This is a genomic window from Cryobacterium frigoriphilum, assembly GCF_004403305.1.
Taxonomy (GTDB): domain Bacteria; phylum Actinomycetota; class Actinomycetes; order Actinomycetales; family Microbacteriaceae; genus Cryobacterium; species Cryobacterium frigoriphilum.
This window is the reverse complement of sequence record NZ_SOHE01000013.1, coordinates 131795-148964: the sequence shown is the minus strand read 5'-3', so window position 1 is coordinate 148964 and position 17170 is coordinate 131795. Positions and strand designations below refer to the sequence as shown.

Genomic DNA, 17170 nt, shown 5'->3' with positions numbered 1-17170 from the left:
TTGAGCGTAATCGAGTCCAGCACGGCCCCCCGGGGGGCCCGAATCCGCAGAACCCGCTCGAAGGCCAAGGCGTCGCAGGTACTCTTTGCGTTCACCGCCGCATCCGCTTTCGTGCTGGTTACGATCGTTGACCCCTACTCGGGTGCGACGGCCTCACCGTACTTTCAAATTGCTCCGACGGTCGTTGACCGGTTTGACGGGCAGAACACACAGACGCTGGCGATCGCCGGTGGCTTCACGAACACGGTGACGCGTGACGGCTTCGCGGTCACCGAGATCGTGCCCGAACCCGAGCCCGTCGTGGTCGCTTCGGTGCCCGAGCAGAGCGACGACAGCGAAGCGGATGCCGCCGAGCCGAAGGTCTACACCGCCCCGCCCGCCGCCGTGCCCGATCCCGGCTCGGCCAAGGCCTACGCGTACACCGCCATTGCCTCCCGCGGGTGGGGCGAGGAACAGTACAACTGCCTCGTGTCGCTCTGGCAGAAGGAATCCGGTTGGAATGTCGCCGCGATGAACTCGTCGAGCGGTGCCTACGGCATCCCGCAGTCCCTGCCCGGCTCGAAGATGAGCTCCGCCGGCTCCGACTGGGAGACCAACGCCGGCACGCAGATCGAGTGGGGCCTGGGGTACATCACCGACCGTTACGGTTCCCCGTGCGGCGCCTGGGCCAAGTCCCAGAACTCCGGCTGGTACTAGCCCCTCCGCACTAGCCGCTCCGTACTCGCGATTCCGTACTAGCCACTCCGTACTCGTCATTCCGTACTCGCCACTTCGGCCGGTACCATTCGACGGAGTTCGCGCCCGCAACCGCACTGTTTGCCCCGAAAGTGCCGCGTGGGCGGCTCGACACCGTCGAATGGTACGCGCACGGCGGCGGTGACCGCCTGTCAGGCCGCTGGCGGCACGTGAGCGCCCGTGAGTCGTCCCAGCCCTCCCTCCCGCCGTAGACTGGATGAATGGCGCGCAGCAACCGACCCAAGGGCCGCAAGCAGCAACCCGACGATGACGGCGACCTCAGCCACCTGCTCGACGGGTGGCGCCGCAGCGAGGTTCGCCGCGATGGCCTCTGGCACGTACAGCCGATTCCCGCCGTGCAGTCCTCGAAGACGTACCTGTGCCCCGGTTGCCGGCTTGACATCGCCCCTGGCATCGCGCACATGGTCGCCTGGCGCGGTGACGGCGTGCTCGGTGATGCGGCAGACCTGTCCAACCGTCGGCACTGGCACACCCACTGCTGGCGCATCAAGTGAGCAAGGACTCCGCATGAGCGACACGACCCAGCCCGACACGACCGCGCCAGCCACGACCACGCCAGCCACGACCACGCCAGCCACGACCCCGGCCGGCGATCCGATCGAGATTCGGGGTGGCATCGAGCTGCCCGCGATCCGCGAACACATCGAACTCGAGACGAGTGACGGCCTCACCCTCGTGGGCGAGCTTGCCCTCCCCCGTGACCGGGAGCCGGTGGCGACCCTCGTGACGCTGCATCCGCTGCCCACGGCCGGGGGATTCATGGACTCGCACATTCTGCGCAAGGCCGCCGGGCGCCTGCCCGCCCTGGCCGATCTCGCCGTGCTGCGGTTCAATACCCGCGGAACCTCGTCGCCGCGCGGCACGAGCGAGGGCGACTTCGACGGCGGGGTCGGCGAACGAGCCGACGTCGCCGCAGCAATGGCCTTCGTCGCGCAGCGCGGTCTACCTAATCCCTGGCTCGTCGGCTGGTCGTTCGGCACCGAACTGGCCATCAAGTACGGCCTCGAACACCCCATTCGCGGGGCGATCCTGCTGTCGCCGCCGCTGCACCGGGCGACGGATGCCGAACTGGCTGCCTGGGCGGGCAACGCGCGCCGCCTCGTGGCGATCATCCCGGAGCACGACGACTACCTGAAACCGGCCGCGGCCAGGGAACGCTTCGCGGTCGTGCCAGAGACTCACTTTGTCGCCGTCGCGGGCGGTAAGCACCTCTGGGTCGGAGAGGTCATGACCCGGCGGGTGCTCGATGAAATCGTCTCCGTGGTCAACCCGGCGGCACTGCCGTTGCCGAGCGAGTGGACCGAACCGGTCTGACCTGACCTGACCTGACCTGACCTGGCCTGAACCGAACCGGCCTGGCCTGGCCTGGCCTGAACCGAACTCCGCGGTCCTAGAGCTCGTTCTGGCGCGGGATGACAACCTGCTTGATGATCATGATGATCGATGCGGCCACCGGAATGGCGATGAGCGCACCCAGGATGCCCAGCAGCGAGCCGCCGGCCAACGCCGCGATCACGACGACGGCGCCCGGAACGGACACCGCCCGGTTCATGATGTTCGGGCTGAGCACGTAGGCCTCGATCTGCATGTAGATCAGGTAGTAGATCGCCGCCACGAGTGCCGTCAACGGCGAGCTGCCGATGCCCGGAATCAGGCAGGTCAGAACGATGATGACCGACCCGGAGATGGTTCCGACGAGCGGGATCAACGACAGCAGGAAGGCGATGAACGCCAGCAGCGCGGGAAACGGCGCGCCGATGATGGAGAGAAAGATGAAACTCAGCACGCCGTTGCACGCGGCGAGACCCGCCTGGCCCACCACGTAGCGGCCCACCGCCTTCGTGATCTGCTCGCTGAGGTCGGTGAAACGCTCCCGCTTCGACGCGGGCACGAGCTGGTAGCTGGCCCGCTTCATGGTGTTGAGTGACGCCGTGAAATACAGGGTGAGGATGAGGATAATCAGCCCGCCGAACAGGCCATTGACGACCGCCAGACCGGACTGCACCACGGTCGCCGTGATGGTGTCGAGGTTTCCGCCGAGATAATCGGTGACGGCCGACACCACCTGATTGACCTGCAGGGTGGGGAACTGGTCCTGCACGTCAAGCAGGAACGTTGATGAGTTGATCGATCGAACGAGTTGCGGAAACTGCGCGGAGAGCTTGGTGACCTGTTCGATGATGATCGGCACGACGGCGAAGATCACGCCGGTCAGCACGCCGATCACCCCGATCAGTACGGTCAGGATGGCCGCCCAGCGCGGGAACCGCTTGCGTTCCAGCCACGACACGGCCGGGTCGAGTCCGAGGGAGATGAACAGCGCCGCGCCGATATAGATGATGATCGTCTGCAGCGTGATCACCGAGGTGATGATGAGCAACCCCAGACCCACGCCGAGGGTGCCGACGAGGCCGAAACGGAACGCATTCTGAATCTTCATGCGGTTCTCCCGACTGGTATGGCCGTGTCTGGCCCGATCAATACCGTACTGCGACTGCGCCCGAAAGCGGCCTCATTTCGGGCGCCGACTACTCTTTGTCGCTGGAGACCCGTTCGGCCTGCGTGAGAACGCTGCGCAGGCTTTCGAAGTAGCCGGCGACGGCGTCACGTTCGACCCGAATCTGCTTCATTCGGTCTTCGGCGTCGGTGACAAGCGCTCGCGTGCGTTCGGTGGCTTCGTGCACAATCTCACTGGCCTTCTCTTCGGCCTCGCGAATCGTGCGCTCAGCGGTGTCCTCGGAGGCGGCCTTGAGGTCCTTGGCGATCAGGCGGGCGCCGCCGTCGAGCTCGGCGTTCAGTTCGCGCAGTTCGCGCAGCCGCATGTTCGTCTCGGTGAGCTGCCGAGTGGCGTCACCCTGGAACTTCTGGGCCAGCGCCACGGCCTCACGGTGGCGAGCGAGGTGTTCCTGCTCGGCTTCGTCGCGCCGGGCCTTGAGCTCAATGTCGAGGTCGGCGCGGGCCTGATCGGTTTCCCGGCCGAGCTGGGCGGCCTCAAACTCCACGCCGCGGCGGGTCGCCGTCAATTCGGTGTCGAGGTCGATACGGGCCTGTTCGCGGGCCGCATCAAACTCGGCGCGGGTGCGCTGAATCTCACGGGCGAGTTCGGCGCGGGCGTCTTCGGCTTCGATGGCGATCTCGGTGCGAATGGTCGCGGCCTCACGCTCCGCGGTTGCCCGCTGACGCTCCAGATCGCGGGTCAGCTCGGTTTCGGCCTGTGCCCGTTCGGTGGCGATGGTGTTGCGTCCCTCGCGCAGGTCGCGGTCGAGGTCGCTGCGAGCGAGCTGGATCTCGGCGGCCGCTTCGCTGCGAGCCAGAGCAAGCTCTTCGGCGAGGTTCGTGCGGGCCTGGTCGGTCTCGCGGGCGAGGTCGGTTTCGGTGCGCTCGGTGTGCTCGGCGAGGTCGATTCGGGCCTGCTCGGTTTCCTGCGCCAACAGGGCCCGCTTCTGGTCGAGTTCGTGGGCCACCGCCGAGCGGGTCAGCTCGGTCTCCCGGCCGAGGCCGGCGGCGGTTTCGCGCGCCTCTGTGGCCTCGCGCTGGGCGACGACGCGCACCTCCGCGGCCTCACGCTCCGCTTCGGAACGGATGGCGGCGACCTCGCGCTTGACGGTCGCGCGCGCTTCGGCGGCCTCCGTGGCCACGGTGCCGCGAATCAGCGCGGCTTCGCGCAGGGCTTCCTGCGTCAGGGTCGCGTGCTCGTCCTGAGCACGCGAGATCACATCATCCGCTTCCCCGCGCACGTCGTCGAGTATGCGTCTGGCTCGCACCTCGGCATCAGCCAGGGTGCGTTCCGACTGCTCGGCGGCCGTGCGGTGCAGATCGTCGACCTCCCGGCCGACCGTGGCGCGCAGTTTTTCGGCGTCGATGTCGGCCTGGGCGATGACCCGGGTTGACTGTTCCTCGGCCACACGGAGGGTGCTTTCGAGTTTGGTGCCGAGGCCGGAGAAGGTGGGACTGCCGACCTCGTCGATTTCCTGGATCAGGTCCTGAACCTGTAACGCGAGTCGCTTGACCTCGGTGCCGGCCGCGGCGCTCTGGGTATTGGCCTTGATCAGATCACGGCGCAGACCCTGGATGGCCTTGTCGACCTCGTCTTTGTCGTAGCCACGGAAGACCTGGGCAAATTCAGCCTCGTCGTTGGACACGGTGATGACTCCTCAAAGTGGGGGCGGGGATGCTCGCTCGAGGAAAGCGCAGCGGGCAAATTAACTGTAGTCGTCCCGGTGTCCAATCGCCGCAGGCGCGGGGTGGGGCGCTATTAGGTCGCTCTCAGGCGAGTCGACTATCGTAGAACGTCCGTGTCTGTTGCCTTCGGACTCGAAACGGGTTCGTGGGTCGGGTAGTGCACCGACCGATCGGCAACACAGGAAGGTAGACGTGCGTTTTGTTTTCGCCATTGTGGCGTTCGTTCTTGCTGCGGCGATGATCGTGCTGGGCCTCGCCCAGCGCACCGTGTTTCTGGAACCGGATTCGATCTCCCTCAGCACCACGGTTTCGGGTGAGGCGGCCTATACGGTCATCGATCCCTCGGCCCTGGCCGCCCATTCCGGCCGCCAGACCGTGTCGATCAGCGGCGCCGACGAGGTCTTCATGGCCTTTGGTCGCTCGGCCGACGTCGATGCCTGGATCGGTACCGATGCCCACTCCGATGTGAGTCTCGTCGACGGGCAACTGGTCTCGACCGAGACCGCCGCAACGACCGACGAGACGGAGACCGACTCTGAGAGCGCGGAAACGACGGAGGTCGTTGACGAGCCCGTGACGAGCCCGGTCGGTTCCGATCTCTGGCTCGACGAATTCTCGGCCGACCGGCAGCTCGTCTCCGCGATCAACGTGCCCGAGGGCATCTCGCTGATCGTGGCCTCCGATGGGGTCAAGGCGGCACCGGGCGAAATCTCGCTGTCCTGGCGCGTGGACAACGGCACCCCGTGGGCCGGCCCCCTCATCCTGGGTGGCGCCGTGCTGCTGCTGATCGGGCTCGTTCTCTACTTGCTCGCCCTTCTGCACCTGCGGCGTTCCCGCGGGCCGCGTCGCAACGTTCCGCGCCCACGCCTGCCCCGTCTGCCCCGGCCACCGCGCCCCCGCGCGTTGAAAGCGAGCGAGATCACCGGCCCGCGCAAGTCGATCAACAAGTTTGTGGCGGTCGTTCCCATGCTGGCGATTTCCGGTCTGGTGCTCAGCGGATGCTCGGCCGAATTTTGGCCCGGCGGCGCCGCGCCGGTCAGCGGGTCGAGCGCCACAGCGTCGCCCACCCCCGCATCGACCGATGAGCCCGAAGTCTCGACGGCCCCGGCACCCGCCGCCGTCACGGTTCCGCAGCTCGAGCGTATCGTCGCCAAGATCTCCAAGCTCACCGCCGAAGCGGATGCCGGCCTCGACTCCGATGCTCTCTCGGCACGGTTCGCCGGCCCCGCTCTCGAGCAGCGCCTCGCCAACTACCAGATTCGCACCGTTGCTCCCGAGGTGACGGCGTCGGCGGCGATTCCGGCGACTCCGCTCGTGCTGACCCTGCCGCAGCAGACCGAGTCCTGGCCGCGCACGGTCATGACCGTGATTCAGGATGCCGACAGCACGAGCGTCGCGCCGACGGCGCTGGTGCTCAGCCAGGAAACACCGCGTGACAACTACCTCGTCGAATATGCGGTGCAGCTCGAGCCGGAGTCCCGCGTCGACGTTGCCCCGGCCGTCGTCGGGGCGCCACTCATCGCCCCCGATTCCCGGCTGCTGCTGCTGCCGCCGGACCAGATAGCCGCTGCCTACGCGGACATTCTGGCGCAGGGCGAAGCCAGCCCCTCGTTCGGCAGCTTCGACGCGACCGGCGACAGCTTCCGCTCTCAGGTCGCTGAGCGCAGGGCAACGGCCATCCTGGAACTGCCCGACACGGCCGGCATCGAGTACACCACCGCCGGCGGCTCCGGGCGCACCCTGGCCCTCGCGACCAACGACTCCGGCAGCGTCGTCGCGGTGAGTCTGAACGAGGTTGAAACGGTCAGGCCCGTCGCCGATCAGGCCGTTGTCGGCCCGAAGGAAGGCTCGGTGTCCAGCCGGGCGCTGTCGGGCATCGACGAGTCCACGAAGGGCTTGCAGAGCACCTACGCCGACCAGCTGCTGTTCTACGTGCCCGCAGCGGGCTCGGACGCCAAGATTTCCCTCCTGGGCTTCTCCCAGGGCCTCATCTCATCTGCGGAGCTTCCATGACCCACGTGCCCCCTTCCGGCTCCAACCTGCGCGGAGCGGTCGACCTCTCCTCGCTCGTGAACCGGCCGTCCACTCCCGCCGCTTCGACCGCGACGTCGCCGCAGTCACCCGCACAGCCCGGTGCGGTCGGTCCGGTCGCCGTGCCGAGCCTCGTGCTCGACGGGACCGACGCGAACTTCGGTGAACTGCTCGAGCTCTCGACGACGATTCCGATCGTCGTCGAGCTGTCCACGGAATGGTCGGAGCCGGGCAAGGCGCTCACGCCGGTTCTGGAACGGATCATCACCGACTATGCCGGGCGTTTTCTGCTCGCCAAGGTCGACATCGAGGCGAACCCCCAGCTCGCGCAGGCCTTCCAGGCCACCTCGATTCCGACCGTGGCCGCCGTCATCGGCGGCCAGCCCGTGCAGCTGTTCACGGGCGCGCTGGCCGAGGCCGAGGTGCGCGACGTCTTCGAACGGTTGCTGCAGCTGGCCGCCGAGCAGGGAGTGACCGGCAGCGCCGAGGTTCAGGGCGCCGCCACGGCCGAGGCCGAACCGGCCCCGGCGCCGCTTCCGCCGCATCACGCCGAGGCCTACGAGGCGATCGAGCGCGGCGACTACGAGACCGCCCAGGCCGAGTACCGCACCGCGATCGCGAAGGATCCGGCTGACACGATGGCCGTCGCCGGACTGGCCCAGGTCAGCCTGCTCGCGCGGCTCCAGGGTAAGACGCTCGATCAGATTCGATCGGGAGCGGCATCCGCCCCCGACGATCTGCAGGCCCAGCTGCTGGTGGCCGACCTCGACCTCTCGGGCGGGCACATCCAGGATGCCTTCGACCGGCTTCTGGGGCTGTTCCCGGCTCAGGACCCCGCTGGCCGAAACTCCATTCGTGAGCGCATTCTCGAGATGTTCGAGGTTATCGGTGCCGAGGCCCCGCAGGTCGCTCCGACCCGCAGCCGCCTGACCGCGCTGCTGTACTAGATCACCACCCAACACAACGCCCCCGGCAGCGTCCACGCGAGTGGGAGCTTCCGGGGGCGTTGTGCGTGAAGTGTCGGCCTTACGGGCGATACCTGAAGTAAACGCCGGCGAGCGGCGGCAGGGTGATCGTCGCGGCGGCCGGGCGGCCACCCCACGGCTCGGCGTCGGCCCAGACGCCGCCGAAGTTACCAACGCCGGACCCGCCGAACTGTTCGGCATCCGTGTTGAGAATCTCGTCCCAGCGTCCCGCGAACGGCAGCCCGACGCGATAGTTCTCGTGCGGGTGTCCGGCGAAGTTGAAGAAGCACGCGATCGGCAGGCCGTCGTTGTCCCAGCGCAAGAACGACACGACGTTCTGGGCGGCCGCGCCGCCGTCGATGAGCTCGAATCCGCTCGGGTCGTTGTCGCGTGCCCAGAGGCTCGCATTGTCCTGGTAGACGCGGTTGAGCTGCCCCACGAAGGTGAACAGCCCGCGGTGGGCCGGCTGGTCGAGCATCCACCAGTCGAGGCCGCGTTCCTCGCTCCACTCGGACCGCTGCCCGAATTCGGAGCCCATGAAGAGCAGTTGCTTGCCGGGGTGCGCCCACATAAACGACAGGTACACGCGCACGTTGGCGAGCTGCTGCCAGGAATCGCCCGGCATGCGGGAGATCAGCGCGCCCTTGCCGTGCACGACCTCGTCGTGGCTGATGGGCAGCAGAAAGTTCTCACTGAACGCGTACATGAACGAAAACGTGATGTCGTTGTGGTGGTACGAGCGGTACATCGGGTCGACGCTGATGTACTCGAGCGAGTCGTGCATCCAGCCCATGTTCCACTTGAAGCCGAAGCCCAGCCCGCCGCCGCTCGTGGCAGCGGTGACGCCGCCCCAGTTGGTGGACTCTTCGGCGATCATCATGGTGCCGGGGTTGCGGCGATAGGCCGTTGCGGTGATCTCCTGCAGCAGGCTGATCGCCTCGAGGTTCTCGCGGCCGCCGTACTGGTTGGGTTCCCACTCGCCGTCTTCGCGCGAGTAGTCGAGGTAGAGCATCGACGCGACGGCGTCGACGCGCAGGGCGTCGATGTGAAACTCTTCGAGCCAGTAGAGCGCGTTCGCGACCAGAAAGTTGCGTACCGGCGGGCGTCCGAAGTCGAACACGAGAGTGCCCCACTCCTTCTGCTCGCCACGGCGCCAGTCGGGGTGCTCGTAGAGGGCCTGGCCGTCGAACCGGGCCAGAGCGAAGTCGTCCTTCGGAAAATGTCCGGGGACCCAGTCCATGATCACGCCGAAGCCCGCCTGGTGCAGCCGGTCGATCAGGTAGCGCAAATCGTCCGGACCGCCGAAACGGCTGGTCGGGGCGTAGTATCCGCTGACCTGATAGCCCCACGAACCTCCGAACGGATGCTCGGCGAGTGGCATGAATTCGACGTGCGTGAATGCGAGCTCGGTCAGGTAGCCGATGAGCTCGTCGGCGAGGTCACGGTACCCGAGGCCAGGACGCCACGACCCGACGTGCATCTCGTAGATGCTCATCGGCTGGTCGTGCGGGTCGGTCGCGGTGCGAGACGCGATCCACGCCGCATCCGCCCAGTCGTAGTGAGATTCGGCGATGACGGAGGCCGTCTGCGGCGGTACCTCGGCGGCGCGGGCCATCGGGTCGGCCTTGGCGATCCAGTGGCCGTGCTGCGTGAGCAGTTCGAACTTGTAGTTGGAGCCGGTGACGAGGCCCGGAATGAAGAGTTCCCAGACCCCGGAGCCGCCCATGTTGCGCATGGCGTGCGTGACGCCGTTCCAGCCGTTGAAGTCGCCGATCACGCGCACGGCCTGCGCGTTGGGTGCCCAGACGGCGAACGACGTGCCGTCGAAGGCGGTGTGCACGCCCCACTGCTCGCGGTGGTGTGCCCCGAGAACGTCCCACAGGCGTTCGTGACGGCCTTCACCGATCAGGTGCAGGTCGAGTTCGCCGAGCGTGGGCAGAAAGCGGTACGGGTCGTCAGCGGTGTGCGAGGATGCTCCCTCGTAGCGCGCCTCGATGGTGTAATCCTGCAGGCCGAGCGTGCTCGTGCCCTCCCAGATGCCGAAGGCGAGGTGGTTCAGCTCCACGTGGGCACCGGAGGCGAGAATCGCCACGACCTCGGTCGCGAGCGGGCGCAGGGAACGGATGATCACGAGCGGGTCGGTCACGCCGGGCGCCTCGACCAGGTGCTGGCCGAGGACCTGATGCGGGCTGTAGTAGCTGCCGGCCGCGACGGCCTGCAGCACGTGCACCGGGAAGCCTCCGATGAGCTCCGGAACGGCAGCGGCAGCGGCAGGGGGAGCAGCGGCAGCGGGGGTGGGCGTGGCGGCGGCCTTGCGGGCCGGCGTGGTGTCTCCTGTTGCGGGCGTCATGCGCTCCGTCCCTTCACGTGCAGAATGTGCAGCGGTTGCGTGAATGCGTCGAGCCGAACGAAGTTGTCGGCGGTCCAGGTCCAGGTGGTTCCGGTCAGCAGGTCGGTCACCTCGAACGGTTCCCCCACGGGGATACCGAAGCGTGTCACGTCGAGGTGCACGACGGTTTCACGCACCGAGTGCGGGTCGACGTTGACGACGACGAGCAGGGCATCCGCTTCACCCGTACCGGTGTACGCGGCGTCGAGATACTTGCTGAACACGAGGATGGAGTCGTCGTCGCTGGCATGAATATCGAGGTTACGCAGTTGACCGAGCGCCGGGTGCGCCCGACGGATCTCGTTCAGCTGGGTGATGAACGGGGCGAGCGACTGGCCGAGTTCCTCGGCCTTCGCGAACGACCGGGGCCGGTACTCGTACTTCTCGTTGTCGATGTTCTCCTCGGCGCCGGGCCGGGCGACGCTCTCATAGAGCTCGAAGCCCGCATAGACCCCCCAGCTCGGCGAGGCGAGCGCCGCGAGCGCGGCCCGAATCTTGAAGGCCGCCGGACCGCCGAACTGCAGAAACTCGGTGAGAATGTCGGGGGTGTTCACAAACAGGTTCGGCCGCAGAAAATCGGGGGTCTGCCGGGCGAGGCCGTCGAAGAATTCCTCGAGTTCGATCTTCGTGTTGCGCCACGTGAAGTACGTGTACGACTGCTGGAAGCCGACCTTGCCGAGCGCCTGCATGAGCGCCGGTCGGGTGAAGGCCTCCGCGAGAAAGATCACGTCGGGGTGTGCGGCGTTGACCTCGGCGATGAGCCATTCCCAGAAGTCCAGCGGCTTGGTGTGCGGGTTGTCCACGCGGAAGATCTTCACGCCGAGGTCGATCCAGTGCGTGAGCACCCTCAGCGCCTCGGCACGGATGCCGGCGGGATCGTTGTCGAAGTTGATCGGGTAGATGTCCTGATACTTTTTCGGCGGGTTCTCGGCGTACGCGATCGAACCGTCGGGCAGCGTCGTGAACCACTCCGGGTGGCTCGTGACCCAGGGGTGATCGGGGGAGGCCTGCAGGGCGAAGTCGAGGGCGACCTCGAGTCCCAGTTTCCTGGCCCGGTTCAGAAAATAGCTGAAATCGGCTTCGGTGCCGAGGTCAGGGTGGATCGCGTCGTGGCCGCCGTCGGCCGAACCGATCGCCCACGGCGATCCGGGGTCGAACGGTCCGACGATGAGGGAATTGTTCGGGCCCTTGCGGAAGGCGCTGCCGATCGGGTGGATCGGCGGCAGGTAGAGCACGTCGAAGCCCATCGCGGCGACCGCGGGCAGTCGCTTGGCGGCGGTGCGAAACGTTCCGCTCTTCCACGAACCGTTGGCGAGCTTCTTCGCGCCCTCGGACCGGGGAAAGAACTCGTACCAGGAGCCGACGGCGGCGCGCTGGCGCTCCACGATGATGGTGCGCGGTTCCGAGACAGTTTCGAGCCCGGCAAGCGGATGCAGCGCGATCGCCTTCGCGAGTTTCGGCTCGTCGATGGCGAGCAGGCGATCGGCGACGGGCAGGCCGGCAGTGACGAGTTTCTTCGCGGCCGCGCGGAACAGGCGGCGCTCGGCGACCGGTCGGCCGGTGTCGGCGGCCGCGGCGGTGAGCAGGCCGGAGCCGATCAGGAACATGAGCTCGACGTCGATGCCGGCCGGGATCTTGATGACGGCGTTGTGCCGCCAGGTGTTCCAGTCGTCGGCGTACGCGCCGACCCGGTATTCCCAGGTGCCCGGCTTGTCGAGCTGGGCTTCGGCTGTCCACCGGTCGGTGCCGGCCGCGCTCAGCGTCATCGGGCGGCTTCGCAGCGACCCATCCGGTGCGCGCAACAGCAGGGTGACGCCAATGAGATCGTGCCCCTCACGGAACGCGGTCGCCGCGAATGGCACGACCTCGCCGACGAAGGAACGGGTCGGCCACAGGTTGTCGGAAACCTGCGGGGATAAATCGAGTACGGGGATACGGCCGACGCGCGCAACAAAATCGCTTGCGGGCGGTGCCTGGTTAACGAGGTCTCGGTTTGCTGCTGTCTTAGCCACACCATGACCGTAGCGCGAATAAATCGCAAAACCTGCTTCTCTTGGTTACCCATTGGACACAAGCCGCCCCTAGTCTTGGGTTCGTGAAGGCGATCCGCAAATTTACCGTCCGTGCTGTACTCCCCGAACCCCTCGTGGCTCTTGAAGAATTGGCGGGTAATCTCCGCTGGTCCTGGCATGAGCCGACGCGGCAACTGTTTGAACAGATCGCCCCAGAGCTGTGGCGTTCCATTGGAACCGACCCGGTGGCGCTTCTCGGTGCCGTCGATCCGGCCCGTCTCGACGAGCTGGCGCGCGACCAGGACTACGTGAACGCGGCCAACGCGATGCGCGACGACCTGCGTGACTACCTCGAGCAGCCGCGCTGGTACCAGAGCCTCGAGGGGGAGAAGCCGGCGGCCATCGCCTACTTCTCGCCCGAGTTCGGAATCGCGGCGGCGCTGCCGCAGTATTCCGGCGGCCTCGGAATCCTCGCCGGTGACCACCTGAAGAGCGCGTCGGACCTCGGCGTGCCGCTCGTGGGCGTCGGCCTCTTCTACCGGGCGGGCTACTTCGCCCAGTCCATCTCGCCCGACGGCTGGCAGATGGAGAGCTACCCGCTGCTCGACCCCGACGGGCTTCCGCTCTCGGTGTTGCGCCGCGCCGACGGCTCTGCCGTGCAGGTGTCGCTGGCTCTTCCCGACGGCCGCACGCTGCACGCGCGCGTCTGGCAGGCGCTCGTGGGGCGCATCCGTCTGCTCATGCTCGACGCGGACATCCCCGAGAACCCCGACGACCTGCGCCTCGTGACCGACCGCCTGTACGGCGGCGGCGGCGAGCACCGCCTGCTGCAGGAGCTGCTGCTGGGCATCGGCGGTGCCCGCGCCGTCAAGCTGTGGAGCGAGCTCAAGGGCTACCCCGAACCCGAGGTGTTTCACACCAACGAGGGCCACGCCGGGTTTCTCGGCCTCGAGCGGATCTCGAGCCTCATCGGCGAGGGCCTGAGCTTTCAGGAGGCCCTGCAGGTCGCTCGTGCCGGAACGGTGTTCACGACGCACACCCCCGTCGGCGCCGGCATCGACCGCTTCGACCGCGGCCTCGTGCGCCGCTACTTCGGTACCGACCTGCTGCCCGGCGTCAACGTCGACGACCTGCTCGCCCTCGGCGCCGAAACCTACGCGGGCGGCTCGCCCGACGTGTTCAACATGGCGATCATGGGCCTGCGCCTCGGCCAGCACGCCAACGGCGTGTCGACCCTGCACGGTGAGGTCAGCCGCAAGATGTTCAGCGGCCTGTGGCCGGGCTTCGACCCGAGCGACGTGCCGATCGGCTCGATCACCAACGGCGTGCACGCGCCGACCTGGACCGACCCGGCACTGCTCGCTCTCGCCCAGAACCGACTCGGCGCCGCGGACACGTCGACGGCCGACTGGAACTCGCCGGCCGTGACCGACGAAGACCTCTGGAGCGTACGCGGCCAGATGCGCCTGCAGTTCGTCGAAGACGCCCGGCGTCGCCTGCTCGCCGCCTGGCAGGAGCAGAACCCTGGCGGCATCGCCCCGGCGTGGATCAACGGGGTCTTCGACCCGAAGGTGCTGACCATCGGTTTTGCCCGTCGGGTGCCGACCTACAAGCGGCTCACGCTCATGCTGCACGACCCTGAGCGCCTGCGCGCCCTGCTGCTGCACCCGACCCGTCCGATCCAGATCGTCATCGCCGGTAAGTCGCACCCCGCCGACGAAGAGGGCAAACGCCTGATCCAGAAGATCGTGCAGTTCGCCGCGACCCCGGAGCTACGCCAGCGCATCGCGTTCCTGCCCGACTACAACATCGCCATGGCGCAGCTGATGTACCCGGGAACCGACGTCTGGCTCAACAATCCGCTGCGTCCGCTCGAGGCGTGCGGTACGAGCGGGATGAAGGCCGCCCTCAACGGCGTGCTCAACCTGTCGATCCTCGACGGCTGGTGGCCGGAATACTACGACGGCAAGAACGGCTGGGCGATTCCGTCAGCGGATGCCGCGGGAGACTCCGCGGAACGCGACCGGATGGAGTCCGAGGCGCTCTACGACCTCATCGAGCACCACGTCGCCCCGCGCTTCTACGAGCGCGACGCCGACGAGGTTCCGACGCGGTGGGTCGCCAGCATCCGTCACACCCTCGCGACGCTGTCGCCCGAGCTCAGCGCCGACCGCATGGTGCGCGAGTACGTGCAGAAGCTGTACCGGCCGGCCGGGCACTACGAGAACCTGCTGTCGACGAACAACTTTCGGGCGGCCCGGGAACTGGCCGCCTGGAAGGGACGCATTTTCGCTGCCTGGCACGGCGTCGCCGTCACCCACGTGGAGTCCGGCGGGGTGTCCGCGGTGCCGGAGGTCGGCGACGACCTGCACCTGCGGGCGCACGTGCAGCTCAACGGGCTGCTGCCGGGCGACGTCACGGTCGAGGTCGTCTACGGCCGCAGCACGAGCGGCGACGACCTCAGCGAGACGAACACCCAGGCGCTCCAACCGGAAATGGAGAACCCGGCCGATGACGCGACCGGTTCGGCCGACGGCGGCGTTCCGACGCTGTTCACCGGAACGGTCGAACTCGACCGCGCCGGCGCGTTCGGCTACACCGTGCGCGTCGTTCCGCGCAACGACCTGCTGATCAGTCCGGCCGAAATGGGCCTGGTCGCGGTCGCCTCCTAAGCGCAAGAGAAGAGCCGCGCTTCTCGACCTGGTCGGGAAGCGCGGCTCTTCTGGCTCGGGCGCCGGTCAGGAGTTGGCGCGGAAGAGCTGCATCGAGGCGCCGGGCACGAGCAGGGGAGTGCCCGGTGCGTGTTCGATGTCGGTCTCGTCGAGGTCGTCGTGGCTCGAATCCCAGAGCAGCGTGTACGACGACACGCCGGGATGCACCGGCAGCGTGACCGTGAGTTCCTGTTCGAGGGCGTGCACGACGAGCAGGATGCGGTTGAACTGCTCGTGTTCGGGGGTGCTGGCCGCCATGTACTGCAGGGTGCGCTCCTTGGGGGAGTTCCAATCCTCCTGCGACATCGACTTGCCCTCGATGTTGTACCACTCGAGGGTGCTCGCACTCAGCGTGGTCTCACCGAGACGGCCGAAGTGCACGGGCCGCAGCGCCGGGTTCTCGCGCCGCAACTGCAACAGTCGTCGGCTGACCCGGTGCAGGTCCTGCTGCCAGTCGTCGAAGTTCCAGTTGAGCCAGGTGAGCTCGCTGTCCTGGCAGTAGGCGTTGTTGTTGCCGCGCTGGCTGCGCCCGAATTCGTCGCCCGCGGTGATCATCGGGATTCCCGCCGACAGCAGCAGGGTTCCGAGCAGGTTGCGAATCGCCTTGCGGCGCGTCGCCAACACCTCGAGGTTGCGGGTGGGACCCTCGACGCCGTGGTTGAAGGAGCTGTTGTTGTCGGTGCCGTCGCGGTTCGACTCGCCGTTGCCGAGGTTGTGCTTGTCGTTGTAAGCGGTGAGGTCGGCGAGGGTGAAGCCGTCGTGGGCGGTGATGAAGTTCAGCGAGGCGAGCGGGCCTCGGTCGGTCGCGAAGGTGTTCGACGAGCCGGCCATTCGGGTCGCGAAGCGGCCGATGCCCGAGCCGACCGACCCGCGGGTGCGCATGCTCTGAATGTCGGAGAGCCAGAAGTCCCGCATGCGGTCGCGGTAGCGGTCATTCCACTCCGACCAGCCGGGCGCGAAGTTGCCGGTCTGCCATCCGCTCATGCCCATGTCCCAGGGTTCGGCGATGAGCTTGACACCGGCAAGGGCGGGTTCGTCCCGAATCGACGTCAGCAACGGATGGTCCGGTCGGTACTCGACGTTGCCGTCGCGCCCGAGAGTCACGGCCAGGTCGAAGCGGAAACCATCGATCTGGACCTCGTTGGCCCAGTACGCGAGTGAGTCCAGTACGAGGCGCCGGGGAACCTCGTGGCCGAAGTTGACGGTATTGCCGCACCCGGTCACGTCGATGTAGGAGCCGTCGTCGTTCTGGCGGTAGTAGACGGCCTCATCGATGCCGCGCAGGCTGGTCACCGGGCCGTTCGGGCCTTCTTCGGCGGTGTGGTTGTAGACGACGTCGAGGATGACCTCGAGGCCCGCCTCGTGCAGCAGCTTGACCATACCCTTGAACTCGCGCAGCACGGATTCGGGGCCGCTCGCCTGCGCGGCCTGGGTGGCGTAGTCGGCGTGCGGGGTGAAGAAATTAAGGGTGTTGTAACCCCAGTAATTGATGAGGCCCTGTTTGATCAGACGCTGCTCTGACACGAACGACATCACCGGCAAGAGCTCGACCGCGGTCACGCCGAGGTCCTTCAGATAGGCGATGGTGGACTCGTGGGCAAGGCCGGCGTAGGTTCCGCGCAGGGCGGCGGGCATTGCCGGATTGAGCCGGCTGATGCCGCGAACGTGGGCCTCATAGACCACGGTGTGATCGAGCGGCACGGCCGGCTTCTCGGCACCGTTCCAATCGAAGTATCCGTCGATGACACTCGACTGCCACTGATCGGGACCGACCCGCACCAGTCCCCTCGAATAGGGCTCGATCAGGGTTTTCTCTGGGTGGAATGAGTTGCGCGGCCCGGCCGGCCCGGTCACCCGAATGCCGTACCTGCGTCCGGGCGTGAGGGTGCGGGACTTGCCGGACCAGACTCCCGCCTCGTCGCGCTTCATGGGCACGCTCTTGACGATCCAGTTGGGGTCGGTGTCGTCGAAGATGCAGAGGTCCATGCCGTCGGCGGTCTCTGACCACACGCGCAGCTCTCCGCCGGTACTGGTGACCCGCACCCCTAGGGAGCGCAGGGAATCGGCGGATGTCATGGGTTCTAGAGTAATCAGTGTGAGCGCGCGTGCCGACCATCGGCTGCG

11 protein-coding genes are annotated in these 17170 nt (G+C 67.2%); 6 read left to right on the top strand and 5 right to left on the bottom strand.

The window, feature by feature from the left end:
• The 3 genes from E3T55_RS02050 to E3T55_RS02040 all read left to right on the top strand — a co-directional run bounded on the left by E3T55_RS02050 (window position 1) and on the right by E3T55_RS02040 (window position 2070).
• Complete coding sequence (locus E3T55_RS02050; protein ID WP_241992791.1) at window positions 1–696, top strand: aggregation-promoting factor C-terminal-like domain-containing protein; 696 nt, start codon at window positions 1–3, stop codon at window positions 694–696.
• A gap of 260 nt (window positions 697–956) precedes the next feature.
• Window positions 957–1250 carry a hypothetical protein gene (locus E3T55_RS02045; RefSeq protein ID WP_174775414.1) on the top strand — a complete coding sequence of 98 codons (294 nt, stop codon included), beginning with the start codon at window positions 957–959 and terminating at the stop codon, window positions 1248–1250.
• Window positions 1251–1353: 103 nt separating this feature from the next.
• Window positions 1354–2070, top strand: a complete 717-nt coding sequence (locus E3T55_RS02040; protein WP_134517994.1) for an alpha/beta hydrolase — start codon at window positions 1354–1356, stop codon at window positions 2068–2070.
• Between the two features lie 76 nt (window positions 2071–2146).
• On the opposite strand, the gene E3T55_RS02035 is transcribed toward E3T55_RS02040, so the two are convergent.
• Together E3T55_RS02035 and E3T55_RS02030 are read right to left on the bottom strand one after the other, a co-directional pair.
• Window positions 2147–3196 carry an AI-2E family transporter gene (locus E3T55_RS02035; RefSeq protein WP_134517902.1) on the bottom strand — a complete coding sequence of 350 codons (1050 nt, stop codon included), beginning with the start codon at window positions 3194–3196 and terminating at the stop codon, window positions 2147–2149.
• Window positions 3197–3284: 88 nt separating this feature from the next.
• Window positions 3285–4898 (bottom strand): coiled-coil domain-containing protein, encoded by a 1614-nt coding sequence (locus E3T55_RS02030; RefSeq protein ID WP_134517901.1) that lies wholly within the window; start codon window positions 4896–4898, stop codon window positions 3285–3287.
• A gap of 232 nt (window positions 4899–5130) precedes the next feature.
• Between E3T55_RS02030 and E3T55_RS02025 the strand changes: the two genes are divergently transcribed.
• Together E3T55_RS02025 and E3T55_RS02020 are read left to right on the top strand one after the other, a co-directional pair.
• Window positions 5131–6951, top strand: coding sequence for a DUF8094 domain-containing protein (locus tag E3T55_RS02025; protein ID WP_134517900.1), 1821 nt, complete (start codon window positions 5131–5133; stop codon window positions 6949–6951).
• A complete protein-coding gene (locus tag E3T55_RS02020; protein WP_134517899.1) occupies window positions 6948–7916 on the top strand; it encodes a tetratricopeptide repeat protein in 969 nt (322 codons plus the stop codon). The genes E3T55_RS02025 and E3T55_RS02020 overlap by 4 nt, the downstream gene beginning before the upstream one ends.
• Window positions 7917–7995: 79 nt before the next feature.
• On the opposite strand, the gene glgB is transcribed toward E3T55_RS02020, so the two are convergent.
• Window positions 7996–10284: a 1,4-alpha-glucan branching protein GlgB gene (glgB, locus tag E3T55_RS02015; protein WP_134517898.1), complete on the bottom strand. Its 2289-nt coding sequence runs from the start codon at window positions 10282–10284 to the stop codon at window positions 7996–7998.
• Window positions 10281–12335 carry an alpha-1,4-glucan--maltose-1-phosphate maltosyltransferase gene (locus E3T55_RS02010; protein WP_134517897.1) on the bottom strand — a complete coding sequence of 685 codons (2055 nt, stop codon included), beginning with the start codon at window positions 12333–12335 and terminating at the stop codon, window positions 10281–10283. Before E3T55_RS02010 ends, glgB begins: the two co-directional genes overlap by 4 nt.
• Window positions 12336–12418: 83 nt before the next feature.
• Here E3T55_RS02010 and glgP point away from each other — a divergent pair, with 83 nt between their 5' ends.
• Window positions 12419–15007 carry an alpha-glucan family phosphorylase gene (gene glgP, locus E3T55_RS02005; RefSeq protein ID WP_134517896.1) on the top strand — a complete coding sequence of 863 codons (2589 nt, stop codon included), beginning with the start codon at window positions 12419–12421 and terminating at the stop codon, window positions 15005–15007.
• 66 nt (window positions 15008–15073) lie between these two features.
• Here the strand turns inward: glgP and glgX are convergent, their stop codons facing one another.
• A complete protein-coding gene (gene glgX / locus E3T55_RS02000; protein ID WP_134517895.1) occupies window positions 15074–17122 on the bottom strand; it encodes a glycogen debranching protein GlgX in 2049 nt (682 codons plus the stop codon).
• Window positions 17123–17170: the final 48 nt, after the last annotated feature.

Coding starts and splice junctions, on each gene's coding strand:
- E3T55_RS02045 (WP_174775414.1), top strand. CDS start 957: ATGGCGCGCAGCAACCGACCCAAGGGCCGCAAGCAGCAACCCGACGAT.
- E3T55_RS02035 (WP_134517902.1), bottom strand. CDS start 3,196: ATGAAGATTCAGAATGCGTTCCGTTTCGGCCTCGTCGGCACCCTCGGC.
- E3T55_RS02020 (WP_134517899.1), top strand. CDS start 6,948: ATGACCCACGTGCCCCCTTCCGGCTCCAACCTGCGCGGAGCGGTCGAC.
- glgB (WP_134517898.1), bottom strand. CDS start 10,284: ATGACGCCCGCAACAGGAGACACCACGCCGGCCCGCAAGGCCGCCGCC.
- glgX (WP_134517895.1), bottom strand. CDS start 17,122: ATGACATCCGCCGATTCCCTGCGCTCCCTAGGGGTGCGGGTCACCAGT.